This window comes from Oceanobacillus manasiensis, from assembly GCF_000724085.1.
GTDB classification, from domain to species: domain Bacteria; phylum Bacillota; class Bacilli; order Bacillales; family Amphibacillaceae; genus Oceanobacillus_B; species Oceanobacillus_B manasiensis.
Genome location: NZ_CCDL010000004.1, coordinates 235,292 through 260,489, shown reverse-complemented (window position 1 = coordinate 260,489; position 25,198 = coordinate 235,292). Strand labels below are relative to the sequence as shown.

Sequence of the window (25,198 nt, the reverse complement as noted above, 5' to 3'; positions counted from 1 at the left end):
AGGCTACATAAAGGAATTAGTGGCCCTTTTGCATGTGAATTTATGCCTTGCTAATCTTCTTTAATGTTGGATCTGATTTTGTAGCAATAGGTACATCATCCTGCCCATCTAATAGATGACAGGCCACCTCATGCTGTACTCCTTGAGTAGCTAAAACTGGCGTCTCCTTCTCACATCGTTCATGGGCAAACGGACACCTCGTTCGAAATGCACAGCCGGAAGGAGGATTGGCTGGGCTTGGGATGTCTCCTTTTAGCTTTACAGTAGGTTCATCTGTCTTCTTCTTGTTAAGAGTTGGTATAGAAGCCAACAATGCCTGTGTATAAGGGTGAGCGGGTTCCTTGAAAAGTGTAGAGGTGGGAGCAATTTCTACGATCTTACCAAGGTACATTACGGCAACACGGTCACTAATATGCTTTACAACACTTAGGTCATGAGCGATAAACAAATACGTAAGACCGAGCTCTTCTTGCAAATCCTTCATTAGGTTCAACACTTGTGCCTGAATGGATATATCTAAAGCCGAAACTGGCTCATCACACACTATAAATTCCGGATTTGTTATAAGTGCTCTAGCAATACTGATTCGTTGTCTTTGCCCGCCAGAAAATTCATGTGGGTACTTTAGTCTGTCTTCTGCACGTAATCCAACTTTTTCGATAAATTCAATCGCCTTTTCCTGTCTTTCCTTTTTTGAAAGAGATGTTTGGACAAGAAGAGGTTCTTCCACCAATTCAGCTACACTCATCTTGGAATTAAGGGAGCCAAAAGGATCTTGGAAAACCATTTGCATATTTCGTCGATAAGGACGGAATTGGTTTCTTTTCATGCTCGTGATATTTGTGTCCTTATAAAGAATAGATCCTTCGGTGGCATCAATCAGTTTAAGAATAACCCTGCCTAAAGTTGATTTACCAGATCCTGATTCACCTACAATTCCCAGCGTTTCTCCTTTATTAATGGATAAAGATATGTCGTCAACAGCCTTTAGGTGACCAATAGTTCGTTTAAAAACGCCCCCCTTTATCGGAAAGTATTTTTTAATATTCCGAACATTTAAGATAGGAGAATCTGCAATATTTTTATTTTGTTTAGTCATTCCTCCACCTCCGAAGGATAAAGATGACACCGAACTTTGTGCTCTGATTCAATGTCTGACAAGGATGGGTTATGTGAAAGGCATTGTTCCATCACGTGTGGACAACGTGTAGAAAAGCGACAACCAGCCGGGAAGTCATAAGCTGGTGGAACGGTACCTTTGATTGTTCCAAGTCGGGCTACGTCCTTATCTACCATAGGTAAGCTAGCCAATAAGCCTTGAGTATATGGATGTTTTGGCGATTCTAGCAATACATCCACCGTGGATTCCTCCACAATTTGGCCTCCGTACATTACCATTACGCGATCAGCATACTGGGAAACGACTCCTACATCATGTGTGATCAAGAGAAGTGCCATCTCAAATCTTTCTTTCATCTCCTTCATTAAATCAAGAATTTGTGCTTGGATCGTTACATCAAGTGCAGTAGTAGGTTCATCCGCAATCAATAGCTTAGGATCACATGAAATAGCCATGGCGATCATAACGCGCTGACGCATCCCGCCTGATAGCTGGTGAGGATATTCCTTCATCATTTCTTCCGCCCTTGATAATCCAACTAGCTTTAAAAGATCAACAGCATGCTGATGTGCTTCCTGTTTGTTCATTTTTTTATGTTTCCGTATAATTTCGGTAATTTGATTACCAATGGTGAATACAGGATTTAATGCTGTCATGGGCTCTTGAAAGATCATTGCTATATCATTACCTCGTATCTTTGTCATTTGCTTGGCGTTATAATTGGTAATCTCCTCCCCATTCAGCGTGATTTTGCCGCCCTCAATTCTGCCGGGCTTGTTAATTAATTGCATGATGGAAAGGGCACTTATACTTTTGCCACTTCCAGATTCTCCAACTAGTGCAACCGTCTCACCAGGAGAAATTTTGAAAGAAATATCATCCACTGCTTTAGCAGTTCTACCTTCTTCTAAATGAAAATATGTCTTTAAATTATCAACTTGCAACACGTCTTGCTGTATCATGTAAACACCCCAATCTCCAATTAATAGAGGGAAATACCCAGTAACTAAAAAAAATAGAATGATTCGTATAAACTATGAGTTAGACTTGTATAATATTCTTATTTGAAGAAGGGAAAAGATAAAAATTTAGGTAGGAAGTTAGGTGTATATAGAAACAAAGACCTATAGATTGGTGGGGATTTTAAGAAGAGTGAACTGCACGTCAACAAGGTGATGAAGTGCAAAATGAGAAGAAATCTTGCTTAAATTGCATGTCAACAAGGTGATGAAGTGCAAAATGAGAAGAAAACTTGCTTAAACTGCACGTCATCGAGGTGATGAAGTGCAAAATGAGAAGAAATCTTGCTTGAACTGCACGTCATCAAGGTGATGAAGTGCAAAATGAGAAGAAACCTTGCTTGAACTGCACGTCATCAAGGTGATGAAGTGCAAAATGAGAAGAAACCTTGCTTAAACTGCACGTCATCGGATTTGCATTCGCTCCTATCTAATAAACAAACTCCCGAGCTTTTATAACCTCGAGAGTTTTGTTAGGAAGAATTTATTTGGTTGCGATAAATAAGTTTCACCAAGACCCATTTGATAATCCAGCCTACAGCAAGACCAACTGGGAGAGAGAGCATAGGGAGCCACATTGGTCCAATTAATGTGCCAAAAATCCTAAAAACGGGAGAGAATATGAGACCAAGCGTAACAAAGTATGCGGAAAACACAAGTGGTAAGTAGGCAAAAGCTTTTCTGCCTCCACCAGCATCCTTATAAGCATCCCAAATACCGAAAAAGTAGAGACAGGGGTAAAACATCAACCAAAGATAATTCGTTTGTTCAATGGCTTCTTCAATTCTAAAATGAAAGCTTAAGATGATGATTCGATTGAAGTTTCCCATAATATTAATAAGAAATTCTAAAGCCATAAGCGTGAGCCCTTTTACATACTTTTTATTTAACAATTGCCCAAACCCCGGTAAGGCAATGCTCCATAACACAGCTTCTAGTTTTTTGCTCTTTTCCTTAAGAGTCGTTTCCATAGGCACACCTATTTCGCCAGTTCTTTTCTGTCAGCTGCAATAGGGGGCTGTTCCATCCAACCTTTGTCAATTAAAATATTTGCAGATTCATTTGCATACTTAGAGATATCTGCAATCAGTCGAGTATATTGTAAGGCTAAATCATGGCGGGGGCTGGTAGATAGTGAAACACCGTACTGGCCAATGCTTGAATTAATTAATGCCGTCACGATATACATCATGAACTTATCAGAGAATGGGGCAGTCGTAGAAGTCGTTACCTCTGATGTCATCATTGTTGAGCCTTGATCCATGTTATCATCGCGTAGCAATGTCGTAAAAATAGATAGGTGTTTTTCTGATATATCTCTTCCTTTTTCGAAAAAGCTCCTTAATTCCTTAGAAGTAGCAACTTGACTAAACCCAGTAATGAGGGCATGACCAAGGGCATTACGCTGAGAATGAAAATTGAGATTGCTTATCTCCATACCAAGTAATGGGCGCCTTTTACCGAACCAGCCTGAAAGAAAGCTATCCTTCTTTACAAATTCTATCTCCGCTGGAACAGGAAGTACTGGTTTTTTTGTATATAACCCTTTTCGTTTGGTAAGTTCCTTTGTATTCAGATGGAGCTTTTTTGCCGAATCTAAACATTTGGAAAAAAATTGAACGATATCTTGACGTTCAGATACAGATAATGCCGTGCTATATGTGTTTAACGAAATAATGAACATATTAAAAATATACTCGAGATATAAGGAATCAGAAAATAGTCTTGGTGCATTTTTTTGCACGTCTTCTTCTGTAAATCCCTTTGGAATTGGATAGTTATCAGCTCGAAAAAAGGCACTAATCTCACCAAGCTCCTGTTCCGCAAGTGATTTGCACTCTTCTAGTAGTACTTTTATATCCTGGTCTTCAACATGCTCGAGAAAGTAGCTTAACCCTACTTTTGCCACGGTATTATTTTGATAAATGGCCCATAGGTTGGATATTTCTGATGCAGTCAGTTGTTTCGTTATTTGCTTTTCTCCCATGTTAATCTCTACCTTTCTCAATTAAATCTTTTCTATCCACCATCCTCGGAGGCTCTTCAAACCAATCGTTATCAATCATTAGTTTTATACCTTCTTCTGCATAAAAAGCTATTTCACCACTAAGTTTTGCGTATAGCGTTGCAATATCGCGTCTAGCATTAGTTGAAATGCTCATTCCATAAAATGCAATTCCTTGTGTGATCATGCCAATTGTATAGAATAACATTAGCTTATCGGAAAATGGACTCACCTGAGAAGATTCGGTTACAAAGCTATCAGAGCCCATTGGAACAGGAATATAGCTTTTCTCTAAGTAGTTTGAAAAACTGGATACATGCTTTTGGGCTATGTTATTCCCTTTTAATAAGTAAGCTTTTATTTCTTTTGATTCAGTAACTTGAGCAAAACCTAATATCGTTGCAGCTCCTAGTACGTTACGTTCAATATTTGAGTAAAATTGAGCGATTTCAACAGCAAGTAAAGGTCGCTTATCACCAAACCAACCGTTTAAAAAGCTATCTTTCTTTACAAAGTTCACTGTATCAGATGTAGGGATGTTAGGTGGAGAAACGTACACTCCTTTAGTTTGAGCAATTTTCACGGCTTGCATATGCACTGAGTTAGCTTTACTTAAAGATTCTGTATAAAACCTGTATATGTCTTCATGAGAGCTTTGTGAAATAGCATTAGTACAGTGTGTCATTACAAGAATGTGCAGATTGATGGCGAAGTGTAGCATATACGTATCCGAGTATAAACGAGGTGCTTTTATGTTGACATCCTGTTCTGAAAAACCCTTGGGAACAGGAGATGCACTCTCTGTAAGTAATTGACTTGTAGTTTCTAACGCAAATGTCGATAAATCATAAGCATTATTCAGTAAACCCCGAATATCCTCATCCTCCACATTTTCTTTAAAATAAGTGAGCATCGCAGTGCTTGATGAGGCATTCATATACGAAGCCCACAAGTTGGCAATCTCCGAAGCGGTGGCCTTTTTATATTGTTCCATTGACAACATTCCTCCTTTAACCTGGTGAGTATAGTTTGGCATGGAACAATCGTTTTATACACGTCTTGAAATAAGGGGGGAAATGTCGCTGTATAAATTTACTCCTTTACGGGAAAAAAAAGGAAAGGCCATGCTGTGGACGAGGGAGTGAGATTATGGGGCGAAATATCTTTAGAAGACGCAAAATGAGACAAGAGTCCACTGAGGGAGAGAGCTTTTCAGCAGAACTTGGTACGGATCTTGACAAAAATTTGCAGGATTTGCAAGTTATGATTGGAAGTCCTGGTGATTTGGTAATACGTAGAGTAACACTCGGTGTAAATGTAAATGCAGCAGTCGCCTTTATTAGTGGTTTAAGTAACAAAGAAGCCATACATAACGACTTAATTAAAAATATGCAACGAAATAGAGAGAAGGAAGCTGGTAGTGACACTCCGGATGAACTACTCAAACAGATGCAGCTTGACCTTATCAGTATCGGCAGTGTGGAGAACACAAATTCCTTAGATAAATTAACGATTGACTTACTTTCAGGAAAGTCGGTTGTCTATGTGGACGGGGCAGCAGAGGTCCTTCTCTTGGGAACAGAAAAGTGGGAAACTCGATCCATTGATGAACCTATTTCAGAGTCCCTTATTAGAGGACCTAGAGAAGGTTTTGTAGAAAATTTACAGACGAATATGATGCTTATTCGCCGGCACATTCGGGATCCGAACCTCCGTTTTGATACAAATGAAGTAGGGAGAAGATCTAAGAAAAAGCTGGTTGTTTGCTATATGGAAGGTATAGCAAACCCTGACATAATCAAGGAAGTAAATCACCGACTTTCATCCATAGATATGGACGGTGCAATGGAATCAGGCTATATCGAGCAATGGATAGAAGATAGTTATCTGTCTCCTTTTCCCCAAATGGATAATACAGAGCGTCCGGATAAAGTAGCATCCTCTGTGCTACAAGGGAAGGTGGGTATACTGTTAGACGGTAGCCCGTTTGCATTAATTGCCCCTATTACGATTGCTAATGCCTTTAAGTCTCCAGAAGATTACTATGACCGCTGGTTAATTGGCACATTCTTAAGGTTTATTCGATATATAGGAGCATTTATTACAATGTTTCTTCCGGCACTCTATATTGCACTCGTTTCCTATCATCAAGGGATGATCCCGTCGCAACTGGCTTTTTCCATTGCGGCAACTCGAGAAGGAGTCCCATTTCCAGCTTTTGTAGAGGCGATTATTATGGGAATAACAATGGAACTTTTGCGTGAGGCAGGTGCAAGGTTGCCAAGGACTATTGGGCAAACAATTGGAATAGTTGGTGGACTTGTAATTGGCGAGGCTGCAGTAAGTGCTGGGATTGTCAGTCCAATTATGGTGATTGTTGTTGCTCTTACTGCGGTGGCATCATTTACAATTCCTCTGTATAGTGTGGCGATATCTTTCCGCCTCCTCCGCTTTGGGTTCATGATTGCTGCTGCTGTACTAGGGTTGTATGGGATTGTGCTTGTTTATATCATGATAAATATACACATTGTAAATTTGAAAAGCATGGGTGTTCCATACTCTACTCCGTTTGCCCCAACTTTCATTAAAGACTGGAAGGACTTGGTATTGAGAGGGCCTATCCCAATGATGAATGAACGGCCGAGAAATCTTCAACCAAAGGACAAAAGGTCTGGAAATTTAAGGAGGTAAACAAGAGTGAAAGATTTTAAATACGCGGACGAAAAAATCAGTTCGCGAGAGATCATGATTGCTTTACCTGCCATAACGGTGGGGGTAGGTATCCTTTCTTTACCCCGTGAAATCGCATTATTAACGATTGGTGTTGATGGATGGATTGCAATCCTAATAGCCGGTGCTGTGATCACAATCATCACATGGATAACTGCTAAGCTAGCTGCCAGCTATCCTGGTGAATCCTTCCTATCCTATGCTTCAAAGCTTGTTACAAAGCCTGTTGCTATTCTTTTTACTATCACCTTAATCTTGCAAAGCCTCCTGCTAAGTGCCTATGTCATACGGGTCATTGCAGACATTGCGAAAACGTATCTATTTGACAGGACTCCTGTTGAAGTGGTTTCCCTCACTTTTCTTCTAGTTGTCGTTTATGCGGTCTCTGGTACCCGAGCGGGATTGTTTCGCTTAAACATGTTATTTTTCCCGATCATTGTTTTAATTACATTCGCATTAGCAATGTTTTCATTAGGATGGTTTGAAATTGAAAATTATTTCCCCATTTTTAAGACAGGGTTGATGGATCACCTAAAAGCGGCTGAATTAAGTAGTCTGTCGTTTGTCGGTTTTAATGTTCTTTTCTTTTACATTGCCATTGTGAAAGATACAGAGAAGGCACCCAAAGCGTCAATTTATGGAATGCTTATCGTGGTTTCTTTATATTTTCTAATTTTCTTAGTGAATTTAGGTGTGTTTGGAAATGCCGTTACAGGAAACCTCGTGTATCCATTGATTGAGCTAGCAAAGGAAATTGAAATACCAGGAGGTTTTTTTGAACGCTTTGATTCCTTCTTTTTTGTTATATGGATTATGTCTATTTTTAACACAGTTGCTATGTCAGTGGATGTTAGTATCTATGCATTTCAATCCATATTAAACCTAAAGAAAATCACTTATCTTTTTTGTGTGGCTCCAATTATTTACATTATCGGGATGGTACCAGAAGGGGCTTTAGAAGTTGGAAAGTTTGGAACCTTTATCGGGTATTTTGGTATTATCTCTTCTTCGAGCATTGCCATAATCCTTTTCACTATATCCAAAATCAAGGGAGGGAGGAACCAACCAAATGCTACTAAGTAAAAAATTGAATCTACTTCTCCTTACTATGTCTATCTTCCTAGCCGGCTGTTGGGATAGGATAGATATAGAAGAACGCGGATTTGTGATTGGTACGGCTCTCGATTTAGCTGACCAAAAATCCAACGAGGATTATGAGGTAATAATGACAAACCAATTTGTTATTCCAGCCGGATTAGGTTCTATTACAGAAGGTAGTGGTGGCCAAGAGGCATTCATGAATATATCGGAAACTGGCACTAGCTTGTTTCGAACCAATCGAAAATTTTCACAACTTAATAGCCAAGTGCCATTTTACCAACATTTAAAGGTTCTTCTCATCTCAGATGAGGTTATGAAGCAACCAAATCTTTTCTCTGATATGATGGATTTCTATATTCGCGATCATGCGATGAGAAGATCGATTCGCTTAGTAGTGGCAGAGGGAGAAGCGAGGGATATATTAAATTTAAAACCTAAAAACGTTAACGTACCATCAATGTATTTAGACGATTTAATGGAGAATGTAGATAGGAATACAAGCACCATTAAACCGGTACATGTAGGGGAAGTTCAAGAATTAATTTTAAACGAGCAAAGCTATGTACTTCCAATCGTGAAAAAGGCAGGTGACCAAGCAGAGTATGGGAACGTTGTAGTAATAAATGGAGAATCCAACCAAATGGTAGGTTCTCTTGATGAGGAGGAAACTGCTGGGCTGGGTTTTGTTAATGGACATACAGAGGGTGGGGTTTTAGAAATACAGGTGGACGATGATCTTATAGCTATTGAGATCACCGAGATAAAGCAAAATATGAATATTAAAAACAGGCAAAAGGATCAGTTACGGGTTGGTATATCCATTGATATTAAAGGGAATATTGCAGAACATTTTGGTGGCAGGAGTGTTTTGAAAGAACAGTATGTAAATAAAATTGAAAAATCGGCAGAAAAAAAAGTCAAGGAATTGGTTGGGAACACGATAGAGGAAGTGCAAGGAGAGCTCAATACAGATGTTCTGGGAATAGGTAAAACACTTTACAAATTTCACTATGATTTTTGGCAAAAAATAAAGAACGACTGGGAAAAAGGAGAGAATTACTTTTCAAGTGCCGTTATTGATGTCAATGCAAACGTTGAAATAGATAGAGTAGGATCGAATGATCGAATAAAAATGAGTGAAGGAGGATGAAGCCTTGTTTCAAACCATGTTAGATAGGCTTCCTAGTTGGGTTGTTTTTTTTAACGCCTCATTAGCTTTTATTATTCCATTCCTCATTTATCTTGCAAACAAGAAGCTACATGACATGGGGGACCCAAAGTGGAAGAAAATAAATGATAAAAAAGACAGATAGTAGACCCGCTTTTGGTAATGGTACAATAAAAGATGAAGCTTGTATGTAAAGGAGAGAAGAACATGGATATACAAGAATTCATAAAAATGGATGGCACTGAGATGGCGGAAAAAGTTCATCGTAAAGAGGTAAAGCCCAGTGAATTATTAGAACTCAGTTTTGTACAATTAGAAAAGGTGAACCCGGACCTTAATGCCGTCATTTATTCTAGAAAGGAGAAGGCTTTATCAGAAGCTGATCGCTTTTTCTCGGCAGCACAGCCATTTGCCGGTGTACCCGTTTTACTAAAGGAAACGCAGCGTTTGGCTGGGGAGAAATCAACTTCTGGTTCTAGGATTTTACAAGATAATGTAGCAAAGGAAGATGCCAACTTTGTCAGCGAATTTCGTAATGCGGGCTTTCAGTTCATTGGGCATACGAATATACCCGAGTTTGCATTGAAGAATATCACAGAATCTGCATTACATGGGCCAGCACGTAATCCTTGGAACCTTCAACATTCTCCTGGTGGCTCAAGTGGAGGATCGGCAGCAGCTGTAGCTGCAGGAATTGTGCCAATCGCTGGTGCAAGTGACGGAGGAGGTTCAATTCGTATTCCTGCTTCGTTTACGGGGCTATTTGGTTTAAAGCCAACAAGGGGCCGCACCCCAGTAGGACCTGGAGTTGGAAGACAGTGGCAAGGAGCGGCCATCGATTTTGTTCTCACTAGAAGTGTAAGAGACAGTGCTGTGATGCTTGATGTTTTGCAAACCGTCCAACCAGAAGCAGCCTTTCAAACACCATTGTATCCGCAAAAATACAAGGACGCGTTAGAAAAGCCGTTCGACAAAAAGCTACGAATTGCCTTTTCCACGGCCTCGCCAGTTGGGACCCCTGTTTCACCAGAAGCAAAGCAGGCAGTTTTACAAACTGTAAAGTGGCTTGAGTCGGAAGGTCATATCGTAGAAGAACAAACACCCGACATTGATGGTATACAACTAATGCAAAACTATTATGTGATGAATGCTGGTGAAATGGCATCTGTTATGTCACAGCTAGAAAAAACACAGGATAGAGGTTTAACAGAGCTAGACATGGAATTAGAAGCATGGATGCTTTATCAAGCAGGTAAGCATGTTTCTGCTGCAGAATATGCTTTAAGTTTAGCATCATGGGATTACGCTGCTGCACAAGCTGCGATTTTTCATGAAACTTTCGATTTTTATATTACACCAGCAACCGCCTTTTCGGCGCCTATGGTAGGTGAATTAACGGTAGCAGAAAAAGAGGCGAGGATAATGAGGGAAGAAATGCTGCAAGCTGAGCCTACTAAACAGCAGGAACTAATTTACGACATGTTCTTACCAAGCTTAACGTACAGCCCGTATACACAGCTTGCTAACCTCACTGGCCAACCAGCAATGTCCGTACCAGTGCACCTAACAGAGAGTGGTTTGCCGCTTGGTGTTCAAGTTATGGCAGGAAAAGGGGAAGAACACCGATTATTACAGCTTGCTAGGTTTTTAGAAAACTCATCATTATGGGTAGGGGTGAAGCATAACCATTATTATAAGTAGTGGGTTATCTGTTTATTTTACCTAGTAATAATCTTATGAATAATACTAGTTTTATTACTTTTTATAAACGGTTCCCAATTAGGGATATACCCTTTATAATAAAACGTGCGCCTTCATGTTGGTGTTATTTTCAGAATATTATTCATTTAGCAATGAAAAGGGGAGAAGAAATATATGGGGAAAACGAAAAGAGGTTTATTCCAGAAGTCTTTAGACGGGATAGAGTTTCTTGGTAATAAACTACCGCATCCCGTCACATTATTCGCAATATTAGCATTGCTGGTGTTGGTTTTCTCAGCCGTACTTTCTCAGTTGGGAATTAGTGTAGAACATCCCGGTGAAGAAGGAGAAATGGTAGAAATCACGAACCTGCTTAATGCAGAAGGGATTCAATACATTTTCTCTAGTATGACAGATAACTTCATTGGCTTCGCTCCGCTAGGTGTTGTGCTTGTTACAATGCTTGGAATTGGAGTGGCAGAGCGTACTGGATTAATTAGCGCAATGCTTCGTGGCTTTGTTTTATCTGTACCAAACCGTTTTATAACGCTTGGTCTTGTGTTCGCAGGGATTATGTCTAGTGTAGCATCGGATGCAGGTTATGTAGTACTACCACCACTAGGTGCCTTGATTTTTGCTGCGTTAGGCAGACATCCATTAGGTGGACTTGCTGCTGCATTTGCCGGTGTCTCAGCTGGTTTTAGTGCGAACTTATTACTATCTGGAACGGATGTTATGCTTGGAGAGTTAACAATTGCTGCGGCATCTGTTATTGATCCAGCCTATGCAGAAACAATGAACATTGCGATGAACTGGTTCTTCATTGCAGCTTCAGTCTTCGTACTTACTTTAATAGGTACATGGGTGACAGAGAAAATTGTTGAACCTCGCCTAGGAAGCTATAAAGGTGAAGAAACAGAAGAAAACTTAGAAGGATTAAAACCGATTGAGAAAAAAGGGTTAATCTGGGCTGGAGTTTCGCTCCTTATTGGTTTGGGGCTGACTGCGTTACTTATTCTTCCAGAAAATGCACCGATGCGTGGAACAGAAGGGTCAACAATGGATCAGATTGTACAGTCGCCATTCATGAGCTCACTTGTTCCAATTATCGCAATTCTTTTCTTCCTACCAGGACTGGTTTACGGAATGGTGACAAAGGTAGTCCGTAATGATAAAGATGTAGCTGGACAAATGTCTGACACAATGGCATCAATGGGAATGTTCATTGTCCTTGCCTTTACAGCTGGGCAATTTGTTGCATACTTTAATGAATCTAATATGGGTCTAGTGCTTGGTGTCTATGGAGCTGAGTTCCTTGACAGCATCAGTTTAACAGGAATCCCGCTTATTTTAATGTTCATTATAATAACAGCTTTTATCAACCTATTTATTGGTAGTGCTTCAGCAAAATGGGCAATGATGGCACCTATCTTTGTGCCAATCATGATGCAGTTGGGTTACTCTCCAGAGTTGACTCAAATGGCTTACCGTGTAGCGGACTCTACAACCAATATTATTTCGCCATTGATGACTTATTTCGCAATCATTATTGCATTCGCGCAGAAGTATGACAAGAAAATGGGTATTGGAACATTGATTTCAACCATGATACCATATTCTATTTTCTTCCTAATCGGATGGACGATTATGCTCATCATTTGGATGTTATTTGGTATTCCGCTTGGACCAGGTGGACCACTCGAATACCCGAACTAAATCGGATAGAGATTACAAATACAATATACGAAACAGAAGTCGAACGTCATTCGAAAGTTAAGTCGAATGCGTTCGGCTTTTTTGTATATAGAATTTTTGTTTGAAGCGTGACACGGGGGGGATACAGGGAAAATAGAAGCAGAAAGGAGGAACCTGTATGACAGCAGAAGTAGCAATTATGAATAAGTTAGGAATGTCTCTAGCAGCTGACAGTGCCATTACGAGTGGAAGAGATGGTGTGCAGAAGGTATACAATTCAGCTAATAAGCTCTTCTCCATTTCAAACGATCACTCTGTCGGAATAATGGTTTATGGGGCAGCATCTTTTATGGAAGTACCATGGGATGTAATCATTAAATCCTATCGTGATTATGTTGGAGATAAAAAGCTTCGATACCTGTCATCCTATATGGAAGACTTTATCGCATTCATTAAGCAGGACGGAAGGTTTAATGTGAAAGAAATGGAAGAAGTTATTATTTATCGATCCTATTCAGATAACCTCAAACGTTTAATAAAAACTGTAGAGGAAGAATTGGAAGAGGAGAGACAGCAAGGGAATGAGGTCACCGATGACGATGCGACAAGGTTATTGGCCAACCAGATTGATAAGGTAAAGAAAGAGTATGAAGAAAAAGAAGAGATTTATATAGATATGGACTTAGATATTTTTAAACAAGAATTTCATAAGGTGATTCAAGAGGTGAATGACGATTTTATTTCATACAACATTCCTGATCACATAAGAGAAAAACTATCCAGGTTTGTCTTTGAAGTTGTACGAAAAGATTATTTTAGCTTGGGGAGTACAGGACTGGTCATCGCTGGATTCGGGGAAGAAGAAATATTCCCCCAATTGTTAAATTACCGCTTGGAAGGCTTTGTTTTCGGTCAATTAAAGTATAAAAAGGTATTAGAGAAAAAGATTAGCTATTCAAATAGTAAAGATAGTGGAACTGCTGCTATTACACCATTCGCGCAAAGAGAAATGGTGGATTCCTTTATGGGTGGAATTGAACCCAATATGGAGGATGCCATACTAGGGATCGTGCACAAAGTTCTTTCTACCTATCATCAACAAGTAGAAAACTATTTGCAACTTTCTCTAACAGAAGAACAGGTTAGCAAAATGGAAAAAATGGGTAATGACGTATATGAGTCTATAGAAGACGCTGTGGACGAGTACAGACAGTCAAACTATATTACTCCTTTATTGGGAATTGTTCGTTCCCTTCCTAAGGAGGAACTAGCTGACATGGCAGAGGCGCTAGTTAATTTAACGTCCTTCAAGCGTCGGGTATCTAGAGCCACAGAGTCAGTCGGTCCACCAGTTGATGTAGCTGTCATCACAAAGGGAGACGGTTTTGTCTGGGTAAAGCGTAAAAATTATATTGACCCCGTTTTAAATAACTAGATGTATGTATGGTTATTATTTTTGGGAAGGAGTTGTAGAGGCCATGATCCTGCGCAGTAAATCGGATAACGAAGGATATTTTAATATCCCGCAAAGTGATCGACAGGATTTCCAGCTGGAAGATAAAGAAAAGGAAGAGAAGGATAATGCAGCAGAGAAAGCACTAGAAAAAATTAAGAAAAAAATAGAAAAACCCTGATATGGAAAGGCTTAAAGGGAGTTCAGAAAAAATCTCAAGAAAAACGTTTAATTATATGTTTACGTGGAATCACAATAACTGTAGGCGAAGACAAAAGCCAAAAATTATTGGGAGGAGATGTTAAACATGGCTAAGAACAATAACAATAATGGAAAAATGTCTCGCGAGCAAGCAGGACAAAAAGGCGGAAATAAAACAGCACGAAATCACGATCAAGAATTCTATCAAGATATCGGAGAAAAAGGCGGAAACACTACTGCACAAAATCATGACAAAGAATTCTATGAAGAGATCGGCCAAAAAGGTGGAAAAGCTACTTCTCGTAACCATGACCAAGAATTTTATGAAGAAATTGGTTCAAAGGGCGGAAAAGAAAGAGCTCGCCAAAACGACAATAACAACAATAGCTAAAAGTTGAACAAGTCTTTAAAAACACATGATTAGAAAAGCTAAAATGAGGACACTTTTTATCTACAAACTGAGAGGAGATGTTAAACATGGCTAAGAACAATAACAAGAACAACAATGAAAAAATGTCTCTAGAACAAGCAGGACAAAAAGGTGGAAACAAAACAGCAAGAAATCATGACAAAGAATTCTATCAAGATATCGGACAAAAAGGCGGAGAAACAACCTCCCAGAATCATGACAAAGAATTCTATCAAGATATCGGTCAAAAAGGCGGAGAAACAACTTCCCAAAATCATGATCAAGACTTTTATCAAGATATTGGGCAAAAAGGCGGAGAGACAACCTCTAAAAACCATGATAAAGAATTCTATGAAGAAATCGGTCAAAAAGGTGGAAACTCTCGCGCCAACAACAATAATCAACAACGCAACAATAACAACAACAATTCTTAATGTCAATAGATAAGTTTAAGAGAGAGAAGCATTGTGCTTCTCTCTCTTTTTGTGTTTATACATGCGATTAAAAGGTATCAGAAAACTTCCATTCCTGTGTATGTGAATCTATGAAATTGTATATAATAGGAATGTATTGCTATAGAAGATGTCTTTTCTTCATAGGTCTTTTTTAGTATAGTTATAGTATATATCGTATTGTTTAGTACGTTATACAAATTATCATATTACGAATTAGTCAGAGAGGGGTTCACAATTGATGCAGGAAACCTTTGTTTATAACCAACGAATAGGGGATGTGCTCGAAAATATAAGAAGGGTTATGATAGGAAAAGAGGAAGCAGCCACCTTAAGTCTAGTAGCTTTGTTAGCACAGGGTCATGTACTACTAGAAGATGTACCGGGTGTGGGTAAAACAATGCTCGTACGTACTTTGGCGAAATCCTTGGATTGTGATTTCCGCAGAATCCAGTTTACTCCAGACCTACTACCCTCTGATGTTACCGGCATCTCTATTTATAACCCCAAGGAACTAGAGTTTGAGTTTCGTGGTGGACCGATACTTGGCAATATTATTCTAGCAGATGAAATAAACCGTACCTCTCCTAAGACACAGTCATCACTCCTTGAAGCAATGGAAGAAAAAAATGTTACCGTTGATGGGAATACGCTTCCACTACAAAAGCCATTTTTCGTTATGGCTACACAGAACCCTATTGAGTATGAAGGAACATACCCTTTACCTGAAGCCCAGTTGGATCGTTTTATTTTAAAGCTAAAGATGGGTTACCCGACGTTTGCCGAAGAACTGGAAATGCTGGATAGAACAGGCGGGGAACATCCAATTGAATCCATAAGTGCGGTGATGTCTCGTGAAGAATTGATTCAGATTCAGGAAGAGGTTAAACAAGTTTATATAGATAAGAATGTACAACATTATATCCTCAATCTAGTCTCAAGTACACGTGCTAATGCAGCCATTTATTTAGGTGTCAGTCCACGTGGCTCGATTGCCTTAATGCGTGCATCTAAGGCGTTTGCTTATATTAATGGAAGAGATTATGTTATTCCTGATGATGTGAAACACCTTGCTCCGTATGTGCTTGCACATCGAGTTATTTTGACTTCAGAAGCAAAATATGATGGCACGACAAGTGAGCAGGTCATAGAATCTATTATTAAAAATGTTCACATCCCGATTCGGAAGGAATTTACTTAATGAAGGAAAACCTTAAGTTCGTCGGAAATTTCGCTTTTATAATTTTTCTACTGGTTTCGCTCTTTGCCTATGCCATGTTTCAAGGAGGGTTTGTAAGCTGGTTTTTGTTTTATTCCTTTTTACCATTGGGCATATACCATATTAGTTTACTTCTTTATCCAATGCGGAACTGGAAGGTATCGAGAAAGCTATCCCGCCATGTCATACAGGCGGGTGACGGTATAGATGTCACCATTCATGTGAAACGGACTATTCCTTTCCCGCTGTATTTTTGTGTTTGCGAGGAAGTTTTTCCTGACTCACTTCACCGGATTGATAGTCGCAAGGAAAAGTACCGATTTATGAAGAATCCAGAAAAGCTATTTAAGAAACGAGAGATTAAGAGGATTGTCTTTCCTTATTTTAAAAAGGAGTTTGAATTAACTTATTCAATGAAACAAATCCCACGAGGAGAACACCAGCTAAACGATATTCGGATCCGAACGGGAGATGTTTTTGGAATGGTGAAAAAGGATTTTGTATTTACGGTAGAAGATCAACTAATCGCATACCCTAATGCAAGGCCTGTGAAGCTGGACAAACAATTGAGCAGTTTTGGCCAAGGATCGGTTTCCTCTACACAATCGTTGCAATTAAAGAATACTAATGTTGCAACAGGGATTAGGGAATACATGCCTGGTGACAAGTTTTCCTGGATTGACTGGAAACAGACAGCTAAAAAGAACACCATGATTACAAAAGAATTTGAACAGGAAAAAAGCACAGAAATATTACTCGTATTAGATAGTTGTTCCTACGAAGACGGTAACCATGTTACCTATGAAGCAACGTTGGAGTTAACTATTTCGCTTATGCACGAACTTCAAAAACAAGGGTCAGAAGTTGGCTTACTAACAATTGGAGAAGAATCTGTACATGTTCCAGTGCATAATGAACCAAAAAAGAAAGAGTTGGTAAGGCAGCACTTGACCAGGCTTCAACCAGGAGGGGTTAAGCCATTCTCTCTAAAGTTAAAGGAAGAGTTGATTAAACTAGACAGCGGGAATATCGTCATGTTGATTACAAGTAACATCGATCAAGGTTTTAATGATATGACCAAAAAATTAAAACAACGGATGAAACGAATTGTGATCCTTTATGTACCAACCTATGGAAATATTTCAGAAACAGAGCGAATTGCATTAGAAAGATATCGATTCGAAGGGGTATCCTTTTGCTTATTAACCGAAGCTGAATTCTTAACAAATCCCCTTGAGGTGAGCAATATATGAGAAATACGACAGATCAAAAATCATTTTTTTACGTGTCTCTTCTGTATCTTTGTGGGTTCTTTTTATTCCTGGAATGGCTTTATCCCCTTCAAGACATCACAGATACAACAGGGCTTAGCGTATTTATTTTCTACGCAGTGTTTTGCTTCACGCTTTCTATATTTCAGATTAAATGGTGGGTTTCCTTTCTTTTAAAAGGGATGGGCATGTTAATTGCGCTAAACCTATTATTTATAACTTCCGGTTTATTGTCACCAGAATGGTTTACCCTTTTATTACAAGACACCATGCATAACATCATTGCTCTTTTCGGTCGTGAGTGGTTTGCGCTGACTCCATTATTTCGTAGTGGGCTCTTTCTTCTACTAATTTGGCTGATGAGCTATCTGTTACATTATTGGTTTGTCGTCATGAAACGAGTCCTCCTATTTGTGTTATTAACCTTTATTTACTTGGCAGTACTCGATACCTTCACCATTTACGATGGTGGTATGGCAATAGTTAGAACCTTCTTTCTTGCCTTTGTCGCCTTGGGTATGGCAAACCTAATGAAAGAAATGAGTAGAGAGTCAACCCGCTTACATAGGATGAGAAAAAATCCTATTTGGATACTTCCTTTGATTGCGATGGTGCTTTTTTCTACATTAGTCGGGTTTGCGGCACCAAAGCTTTCCCCACAATGGCCAGATCCCGTTCCTTTTATTAAAAGTACTGCTGAAAATGCAGGAAATCTTGAGGGCGGGGTGCAAAAAGTTGGGTATGGAGAAGATGACTCACAATTAGGTGGTTCTTTTGTTCAGGACTACACACCCGTTTTTGAAGCAGTTGCTGAAGATGATCACTATTGGCATATTGAAAGCAAGGATGTTTATACAGGAAAGGGCTGGGAAAGTTCCTCTAGTGGAGGCTACAGCCAGTTGGATAATGGCTCAGATTGGGAGATAACACGTACTTTTCTCTCCAGTGTAGAAACAGCATGGCGGGAGGCGGAAGTTGAATTCCTTGGTAATGTTTCTATTAAAAAGTTAGTCTATCCTTATGGAATTACTAGTGCCTATTCTTATGATATGCCTGATTTCTTCTACGATGTGGAGACCACTGCTATACAGCCAAGAATTGACGGTGAGGATGTAAGTTTAGACAGATATAGTTTATTTTATCAGCAGCCAACATTTTCTTTAAATGATTTAAGAGAAGCAGGTAATAATGATCCATTCCTTGATGATCAATATACAAGTCTTCCTGACATTCCTGACAGGGTAGGCGAGTTAGCAGAGGAAATAACGGATGCTTTTGACACAAGGTACGAAAAAGTAAAAGCAGTGGAACAGTATTTTGGTACAAACGGGTTTACTTATCAAACCACTGACGTTCCGGTACCTGATGAAGATGAAGATTATGTAGATCAATTTTTATTTGAATCACAGGTCGGGTATTGTGACAATTATTCTACTTCAATGGTCGTCTTACTGCGTTCGCTTGATATACCCGCAAGATGGGCAAAGGGATTTACGAGTGGGGAAGTAAAAGATTTCAACATTGGTCATAACGGGAAACAAGATCTGTACGAAGTAACGAATGCTAATGCCCATTCATGGGTAGAAGTTTATTTCCCTGAAATTGGTTGGGTACCGTTTGAACCAACACAAGGGTTCTCTAACCCTACGGACTTTCAGACAGATTTTGATAACAATGAGCTCAATCAAGACGATGCCCCTGAAACACCAGAACAACCTGAAGACAGAGAGCAACCAGAACAGGATGTAGAAGAAGAGGATGAAACAGAAGCAGCGGCGGCGAATAACAAGGATGATTCCACATTCCAATTTAATTGGTTATACGTTACGATAATTGCTGTCGTGATCGGCGTTCTTCTATTCATTGGATACCGGAAGAGGTTTCGCTTGCAATCCAAGCTTGTCGCAAAAAAACTAGACAAATCAGAGGGGCCTGAAGGATTCCAAGATGCCTATCATTTTCTAGTGAAACTTTTAAAACATGAGGGTGTTCAAAAGCAACCAGAACAGACATTGAGAGAATATGCATTACAGGTAGATAAAGCCTATTATACAAATGATATGAAAAAGCTGACTTTCCATTATGAACAAATGTTATATCAAAAAGAATACAACCATGCTACAAATCATGATTTAACACAATTATGGAAAGATTTAATCAAACGGATATTAGGTTGACCTGTTTGTAGAAGGTTAGTAGAATAAAAAAGTAATACAATTTAATTATACAAATTATATGCCTTTCGTATATCCTCGATAATATGGTTCGAAAGTTTCTACCGGAGCACCGTAAACGCTCTGACTATGAAGGCAGAATTCTATAGGTACGTGTGTAAGAAGCCTGGATTTCTGCCTTTTTGCAGCTTTTTAGCTGTGGGAAGCTGGAGATCTGGGCTTTTTTACTATTATGGGGGCTTACAATTTTGCGACAGATAGGAGAAAGTAAATGGAAAATAATGAAATGATTCTTGTACTTGATTTTGGAAGCCAATATAACCAACTTATAACGAGACGAATCAGGGAACTAGGTGTCTATAGTGAACTGCATTCACATAAACTGACTGCAGAAGCAATCAAACGCATGAACCCGAAAGGAATTATTCTATCTGGTGGTCCTCACAGTGTATATGATGAAAATAGTTTCCGCTGTGATCAAGGGATCTTTGACCTGGATATTCCAATTCTTGGGATTTGCTATGGAATGCAACTTATGGCCCTACATTACGGAGGAAAAGTGGAGAAAGCTAAGAACCGCGAGTACGGTAAAGCACTTATCGACGTAAAGGATCAGCCAGTTCTTTTCCAGAGTACACCAGAACAGCAAACGGTTTGGATGAGTCATGGTGACAAAGTAATCGAAGTACCAGAGAACTTCCAAATTGATGCAACAAGCCCATCCACGCCAATTGCTGCAATGAGCCAACCTTCTAAAAAGCTTTATGGCGTGCAGTATCATCCAGAAGTGCGTAACTCAGAGTATGGTAATGATTTATTAAAACAGTTTGTCTATGAAGTATGTAAGAGTGAGGGAGACTGGTCGATAGAAAACTTCATAGAGATGGAGATAGAGAAAATCCAAGAAAAAGTTGGAGACAGCAATGTTTTATGTGCGTTGAGCGGCGGTGTGGATTCTTCGGTTGTTGCAGCTTTAATCCATAAGGCGATTGGTGACCAGCTAACTTGTATTTTCGTTGACCATGGTTTACTTCGTAAAAATGAAGCGGATGATGTGATGAAAGTATTCGCCGATGACTTCAATATGAATATTATCAAGGTGGATGCCAAAGATAGGTTCTTATCCAAGCTAAAAGGTGTAGATGATCCAGAGAAAAAACGGAAAATCATCGGCAACGAATTCATCTACGTGTTTGATGATGAAGCAGCTAAATTAGAAAATATGGATTTCCTTGCTCAGGGAACCCTTTATACAGATATTATTGAAAGTGGTACAGAAACTGCTCAAACGATTAAGTCCCATCATAATGTTGGTGGCTTACCTGAAAACATGCAGTTCGAACTTATCGAGCCGTTGAATACATTATTCAAGGATGAAGTACGTGAATTAGGCTCCCAACTAGGGATTCCGGATCGTATTGTATGGCGTCAGCCTTTTCCAGGACCTGGACTTGCTATTAGAGTATTGGGCGAAGTAACAGAGGATAAACTGAAGATCGTTCGCGAATCTGACGCAATCCTTCGTGAGGAAATTGCTGCTGCAGGCCTTGACCGTGATATTTGGCAGTACTTCACTGTACTTCCTAACATCATGAGTGTTGGCGTAATGGGGGATGCTCGGACTTATGACCACACGATCGGTATTCGTGCAGTAACTTCCATTGATGGCATGACATCTGATTGGGCTAGAATTCCATGGGATGTGCTTGAGAAAGTTTCCACAAGACTGGTCAATGATGTCCAGCACATTAACCGTGTAGTGTATGACGTAACTTCTAAGCCACCTGCTACTATTGAGTGGGAGTAAAGAGCTAACTTGATTTGAGAGAGAACGCCTATTTAACAGTGTTTATCTTAATCTTAAATTGACAAATTGGTATAAAATAATATTGCTCACTACCAAAACCCCTGCCAAAAAAGTGGCAGGGGTTATTTTGGATATTCGGGTTATCGTGTAAAATTAATTATTGTATATTAAAATGTTGTTGGAAGGTTTGGAGTAGTAGAAAATAATATTCATCACACAAACTTTTTTATAAAAACCAAACTTAAATCTTCTAGATAAGAAACCATTTTGAACAACATTTTTTCAAAATGGTTTCTTTTTTATTTATAGTAAAACATGGGTTTGGGAGGTGTTTATGATCAAACTTATTTTAAAGCTACAAGTTTATAAGATATTTTGAAATTCATTCTCAACCTTATTAACTGCTGTATTTTTCACTTCTCTTACTAAAAGCTTCTTCTGATCCTTCCATAATGTCTAATATTGCTTTTTTTACACAAGGATTATCTAACCCTCCATCAGTCCTTAATTTTCCTTTTCCGTCATCAGTACGTAAAGCATATACCAATTCAGCGTCGCCATTTACAGGCAAATTGGCATTATGCGAAACTAAAATAATTTGGCGTCTATATTTAATTTTCCTAATAATGGGTACAAGTTCATTGTAAATAAAATCGGAGTCAAGCTCATCTTCAGGCTGGTCAATTATAATAGGCCCGTTGCCGTGAGTGAAAAGTAAGGTTAATATGGCTGTATTCTTTTGACCGTCTGATAATCCGTTGTCTAAAAGTGACCCAGCTCTTGAACCATCATTTCTATACAAAGTAATATCGATAGCATCATTAATTCTCTTTGTTCTAAGTGTTTCCCATTCCTCAAAATTATCATTAATATGCTTCTTTAACTCATCATAATAGGGAGTTAATGACTGTGGAATACTAGTATCATCATCTAACCATTTTTGAAGTATATTCCAAGGTGATGAATAAGTTGCAGAATTTGTAGAGAATTCATCAAAAATCATTTCACCAATATATTCCCAGAATCTCCCTAACCTATACCGCCCATCATGAGGAAATTGCTTCCAGGAATCTTTATAATGCTTGTAATCTCCCATATAAATTATATCAACTTTTAAGAAAGGAATATCCACTCCATCGACGATTACTTTTGGTACTGTATCAAGATTAATTAAATTATCTACTTCTGCCTGTCTTATCTCGGACTGTCTTTTCCAAACATCATCTAAAGTATCAAGTAACTCCCCTTTTTCCTTAAGTTTTTCATTGATATCAATAATTTCTTCTTCTTTTTGTATTATTTCTTGTTCTTTACTATTTAATTTTTGCTCAGTATCCTTAAGTAATTCAAATTCTTTTTCTGTAATACCTTGTGTTGTGTTTTGCAATAGAAAAGTACATAATAATGCAATAAAAAATACATAAGCTTGCCAGCCGGTACTTTCAATTAATTTTGTCTTGATAATGCGTGGCTTACACGGTAGCTGTCTCCTGTAAAGGTAAGTACATGAGCGTGATGTATAACGCGATCAACTAAAGCAGCTGTAAGCCTCGAGTCCACGAATATCCGATTCCACTGACTAAATTCCAAATTTGAAGTGATGATGATGCTTTTTTGCTCATACCAATCGGTGATCAGTTGAAATAGAAGCTCCGCTCCTTCTTTGCTGAATGGAATGTACCCCATTTCATCTAAGATGATAAGATCTACTTTTTTAAAACGATTCCTAAACTGGTGAAGCTTTCCTTCTCTCCACATTCTTTCTAACGTATCAACTAGATCGGATACCCGATAGAACCGCACCTCATATCCTTTCTTGCACGCCTCACGGCCTAACCCTGTCGCTAAATGAGTCTTTCCTGTACCTGGGGAACCGGAAAGAACGACATTCTCTTTCTTAGATATAAAGTGAAGTTCTTTCAATTCAGTACGGTCGACCTGAGGGGGAAATCTTATCTGATCTCCCCATTGAAAGTCTGCAAGACTTTTGTGATTGGAGAATTTTGCTTTTTTTATAAGACGTTCAGCTTTTGCTTCCTCTCTCAATTCAAATTCTCTTTGGAATAATGTTTCCAAGTATTGCGTTTGATTTTCAAACGGGATTTTTTCATAAATATCGGCTACATAGGCTAGGCGTAGACTTTTACACATCTCTTTTATATTCATACTCGTTGCTCCCCATCCTCTTGCGCAACTGGTTGTAGTAGGTCGTATTTAGACCAATCAACGTCATACGGGTGAGAAGTAGAATCAAAGGTTCTTTCTGGTTGTTGTTGTAGAAGATCATAAAACTTGTCATTAACCTCTTCCATATCATACTGAATTAATAAGTTGATTAACCAATGTAGACGCTCTTTCCTTAATGTAAGAGGCTCTATGCTTAGATAAGCTGCTATTCGGCCAGGCAAATATGGATTATATCTTGAGTAAGGAACCGATCTTGGTTTAGAAGCCCAGGCTCTCATAATGGAAAGCCAAGGTATATTTCGGTTTTTGTTCATATATGGCCGATAGTCTGAATGGAGAATCTCTCCGTAAGGAGATACCACTTTATATCTATCCCAATAGAGTATCAAATGAAGATAACTGAAATTATATCCTTTTGGAATATGTTCTTTCATACTGTCTATAGTGATTTCTCCATACTTGTTAGCTGTTACTTTCGTTTCTTTGAAAATCGGATAATCTTCCTCCGGAAGAGCTAAGGCATGATTCAATTCTTCATCAAGTAGTTCTTGAATACGAACTTCCTTTGCGTAATGAATGCGTTGCCGATCCTGTGCCAGTTTTTCACTTAAAATAGTAGTTAGATCTTCATAGCTTTCTATGACTGGAGAAGGAGTTACAAAGTTATATCTTACATACCCTACTTTATTTTCAACGTGTCCTTTCTCATTGCCCTTACGTACATTACATGCTTGGATTTCAAAACGGTAGAAATTAGCGAATTGAAGAAACTCATCTGTAAAAATGGCTTCGCCATCCTTATTCCTTGCTTTTATTACGGCGGCTTTCAAGTTATCAATTCTAAGCTTTCGTGGTACGCCACCCAGTAGTTCAAAGCTTTTCTTTAACCCATATAAAAAGCATTCTTGGTTTTCCCCTGGAAGAGGGATGGTAAAAGCTGCATTACTATAAGGCAGGCTCATTATTAAACAGTGGACATCGATGAATTTTCCATCTTTCACAGCTTCTGTTATTCCAAAATCCACTTGAGCTTCAGCCGGAGGGTGATTTAGTCTTTCACTATTCTTATCTTTAACGTCATCTGAATTTCCTTTTCCCTCTTTCCATTCAGCTATGAAGTAGGAAACGGTCCTATAGGAACCAGTAAACCCATGCGTTTGAAGTTCTTGAAAAATGGTCTTGTTTCTCCTTCTCAGTTTTGGCTTTAGTTTTTGATCTTCAATAAGCCAGTCCGTGACAATCTCTCCCCAATGTTCTTCATACATCATTCCTTTTCTCATTACTTGTTTCTCTTGGGGAACCTGGTCTTCGTCCGCATATTTCTTGGCGGTACGCCAATTCACTTGAGCCCTTTGGGCAATTTTATTTATAGATATGTCTTCATGATTTCTTAAAGTTTTGATATGATTAATCTTAGTCATTGCTAGCAATCCTCTCGACCTCCACTGTTTTGATTCGACACCAACTACAGTAGAGTTATTTTGGA

The 25,198-nt window shown here is 38.9% G+C and carries 21 protein-coding genes and 1 riboswitch; of the genes, 13 read left to right on the top strand and 8 right to left on the bottom strand.

Features of this window, described 5'->3' with window-relative positions:
- Positions 1-40 precede the first annotated feature (40 nt).
- From BN985_RS17980 to BN985_RS17960, 5 genes are all read right to left on the bottom strand, one after another.
- Positions 41-1,099: an ABC transporter ATP-binding protein gene (locus BN985_RS17980; protein WP_042225293.1), complete on the bottom strand. Its 1,059-nt coding sequence runs from the start codon at positions 1,097-1,099 to the stop codon at positions 41-43.
- Entirely contained in the window at positions 1,096-2,082 is a 987-nt protein-coding gene (locus BN985_RS17975; protein WP_042225291.1) for an ABC transporter ATP-binding protein, read from the bottom strand. The genes BN985_RS17980 and BN985_RS17975 overlap by 4 nt, the downstream gene beginning before the upstream one ends.
- A gap of 530 nt (positions 2,083-2,612) precedes the next feature.
- Entirely contained in the window at positions 2,613-3,110 is a 498-nt protein-coding gene (locus tag BN985_RS17970; protein ID WP_042225290.1) for a hypothetical protein, read from the bottom strand.
- Between the two features lie 8 nt (positions 3,111-3,118).
- On the bottom strand, positions 3,119-4,126 hold the full coding sequence (locus tag BN985_RS17965) for a DUF3231 family protein (RefSeq protein WP_042225289.1): 1,008 nt from the start codon (positions 4,124-4,126) through the stop codon (positions 3,119-3,121).
- A gap of 1 nt (position 4,127) precedes the next feature.
- Positions 4,128-5,138: a DUF3231 family protein gene (locus BN985_RS17960; protein WP_052360748.1), complete on the bottom strand. Its 1,011-nt coding sequence runs from the start codon at positions 5,136-5,138 to the stop codon at positions 4,128-4,130.
- A 155-nt stretch (positions 5,139-5,293) separates the two neighbouring features.
- On the opposite strand from BN985_RS17960, the gene BN985_RS17955 reads away from it, so the two are divergent.
- The 13 genes from BN985_RS17955 to guaA all read left to right on the top strand — a co-directional run bounded on the left by BN985_RS17955 (position 5,294) and on the right by guaA (position 21,525).
- Positions 5,294-6,835, top strand: a complete 1,542-nt coding sequence (locus BN985_RS17955; protein ID WP_052360747.1) for a spore germination protein — start codon at positions 5,294-5,296, stop codon at positions 6,833-6,835.
- A 6-nt stretch (positions 6,836-6,841) separates the two neighbouring features.
- On the top strand, positions 6,842-7,957 hold the full coding sequence (locus BN985_RS17950; protein ID WP_042225286.1) for a GerAB/ArcD/ProY family transporter: 1,116 nt from the start codon (positions 6,842-6,844) through the stop codon (positions 7,955-7,957).
- A complete protein-coding gene (locus BN985_RS17945) occupies positions 7,944-9,125 on the top strand; it encodes a Ger(x)C family spore germination protein (protein ID WP_042225284.1) in 1,182 nt (393 codons plus the stop codon). The genes BN985_RS17950 and BN985_RS17945 overlap by 14 nt, the downstream gene beginning before the upstream one ends.
- A gap of 225 nt (positions 9,126-9,350) precedes the next feature.
- On the top strand, positions 9,351-10,844 hold the full coding sequence (locus BN985_RS17940; protein ID WP_042225282.1) for an amidase family protein: 1,494 nt from the start codon (positions 9,351-9,353) through the stop codon (positions 10,842-10,844).
- Positions 10,845-11,018: 174 nt separating this feature from the next.
- Positions 11,019-12,560, top strand: coding sequence for an AbgT family transporter (locus BN985_RS17935; RefSeq protein ID WP_042225280.1), 1,542 nt, complete (start codon positions 11,019-11,021; stop codon positions 12,558-12,560).
- 157 nt (positions 12,561-12,717) lie between these two features.
- Positions 12,718-13,974, top strand: coding sequence for a hypothetical protein (locus BN985_RS17930; RefSeq protein ID WP_042225278.1), 1,257 nt, complete (start codon positions 12,718-12,720; stop codon positions 13,972-13,974).
- Positions 13,975-14,017: 43 nt separating this feature from the next.
- Positions 14,018-14,173, top strand: coding sequence for a hypothetical protein (locus BN985_RS19155; RefSeq protein ID WP_198030035.1), 156 nt, complete (start codon positions 14,018-14,020; stop codon positions 14,171-14,173).
- A gap of 126 nt (positions 14,174-14,299) precedes the next feature.
- Entirely contained in the window at positions 14,300-14,584 is a 285-nt protein-coding gene (locus BN985_RS17925; protein ID WP_042225277.1) for a KGG domain-containing protein, read from the top strand.
- An 86-nt stretch (positions 14,585-14,670) separates the two neighbouring features.
- Positions 14,671-15,036: a KGG domain-containing protein gene (locus tag BN985_RS17920; protein WP_042225275.1), complete on the top strand. Its 366-nt coding sequence runs from the start codon at positions 14,671-14,673 to the stop codon at positions 15,034-15,036.
- Positions 15,037-15,295: 259 nt separating this feature from the next.
- Positions 15,296-16,255, top strand: coding sequence for an AAA family ATPase (locus BN985_RS17915; protein ID WP_408634711.1), 960 nt, complete (start codon positions 15,296-15,298; stop codon positions 16,253-16,255).
- Entirely contained in the window at positions 16,255-17,526 is a 1,272-nt protein-coding gene (locus BN985_RS17910; protein WP_042225272.1) for a DUF58 domain-containing protein, read from the top strand. The genes BN985_RS17915 and BN985_RS17910 overlap by 1 nt, the downstream gene beginning before the upstream one ends.
- Positions 17,523-19,721, top strand: coding sequence for a transglutaminase family protein (locus BN985_RS17905; protein WP_042225270.1), 2,199 nt, complete (start codon positions 17,523-17,525; stop codon positions 19,719-19,721). Before BN985_RS17910 ends, BN985_RS17905 begins: the two co-directional genes overlap by 4 nt.
- 45 nt (positions 19,722-19,766) lie before the next feature.
- Positions 19,767-19,868: riboswitch (purine riboswitch) on the top strand.
- A gap of 121 nt (positions 19,869-19,989) precedes the next feature.
- Positions 19,990-21,525, top strand: coding sequence for a glutamine-hydrolyzing GMP synthase (guaA, locus tag BN985_RS17900; RefSeq protein ID WP_042225268.1), 1,536 nt, complete (start codon positions 19,990-19,992; stop codon positions 21,523-21,525).
- A gap of 397 nt (positions 21,526-21,922) precedes the next feature.
- Here guaA and BN985_RS17895 read toward each other — a convergent pair whose 3' ends face one another.
- Genes BN985_RS17895 through istA form a run of 3 tightly spaced genes read right to left on the bottom strand, consistent with a single transcriptional unit; the run spans position 21,923 to position 25,133 of the window.
- Positions 21,923-22,912 (bottom strand): AAA family ATPase, encoded by a 990-nt coding sequence (locus BN985_RS17895; RefSeq protein WP_042225266.1) that lies wholly within the window; start codon positions 22,910-22,912, stop codon positions 21,923-21,925.
- A 59-nt stretch (positions 22,913-22,971) separates the two neighbouring features.
- Entirely contained in the window at positions 22,972-23,691 is a 720-nt protein-coding gene (gene istB, locus BN985_RS17890; RefSeq protein WP_042221761.1) for an IS21-like element helper ATPase IstB, read from the bottom strand.
- Complete coding sequence (gene istA, locus BN985_RS17885) at positions 23,688-25,133, bottom strand: IS21 family transposase (protein ID WP_232225537.1); 1,446 nt, start codon at positions 25,131-25,133, stop codon at positions 23,688-23,690. The genes istB and istA overlap by 4 nt, the downstream gene beginning before the upstream one ends.
- Between the last annotated feature and the right edge of the window lie 65 nt (positions 25,134-25,198).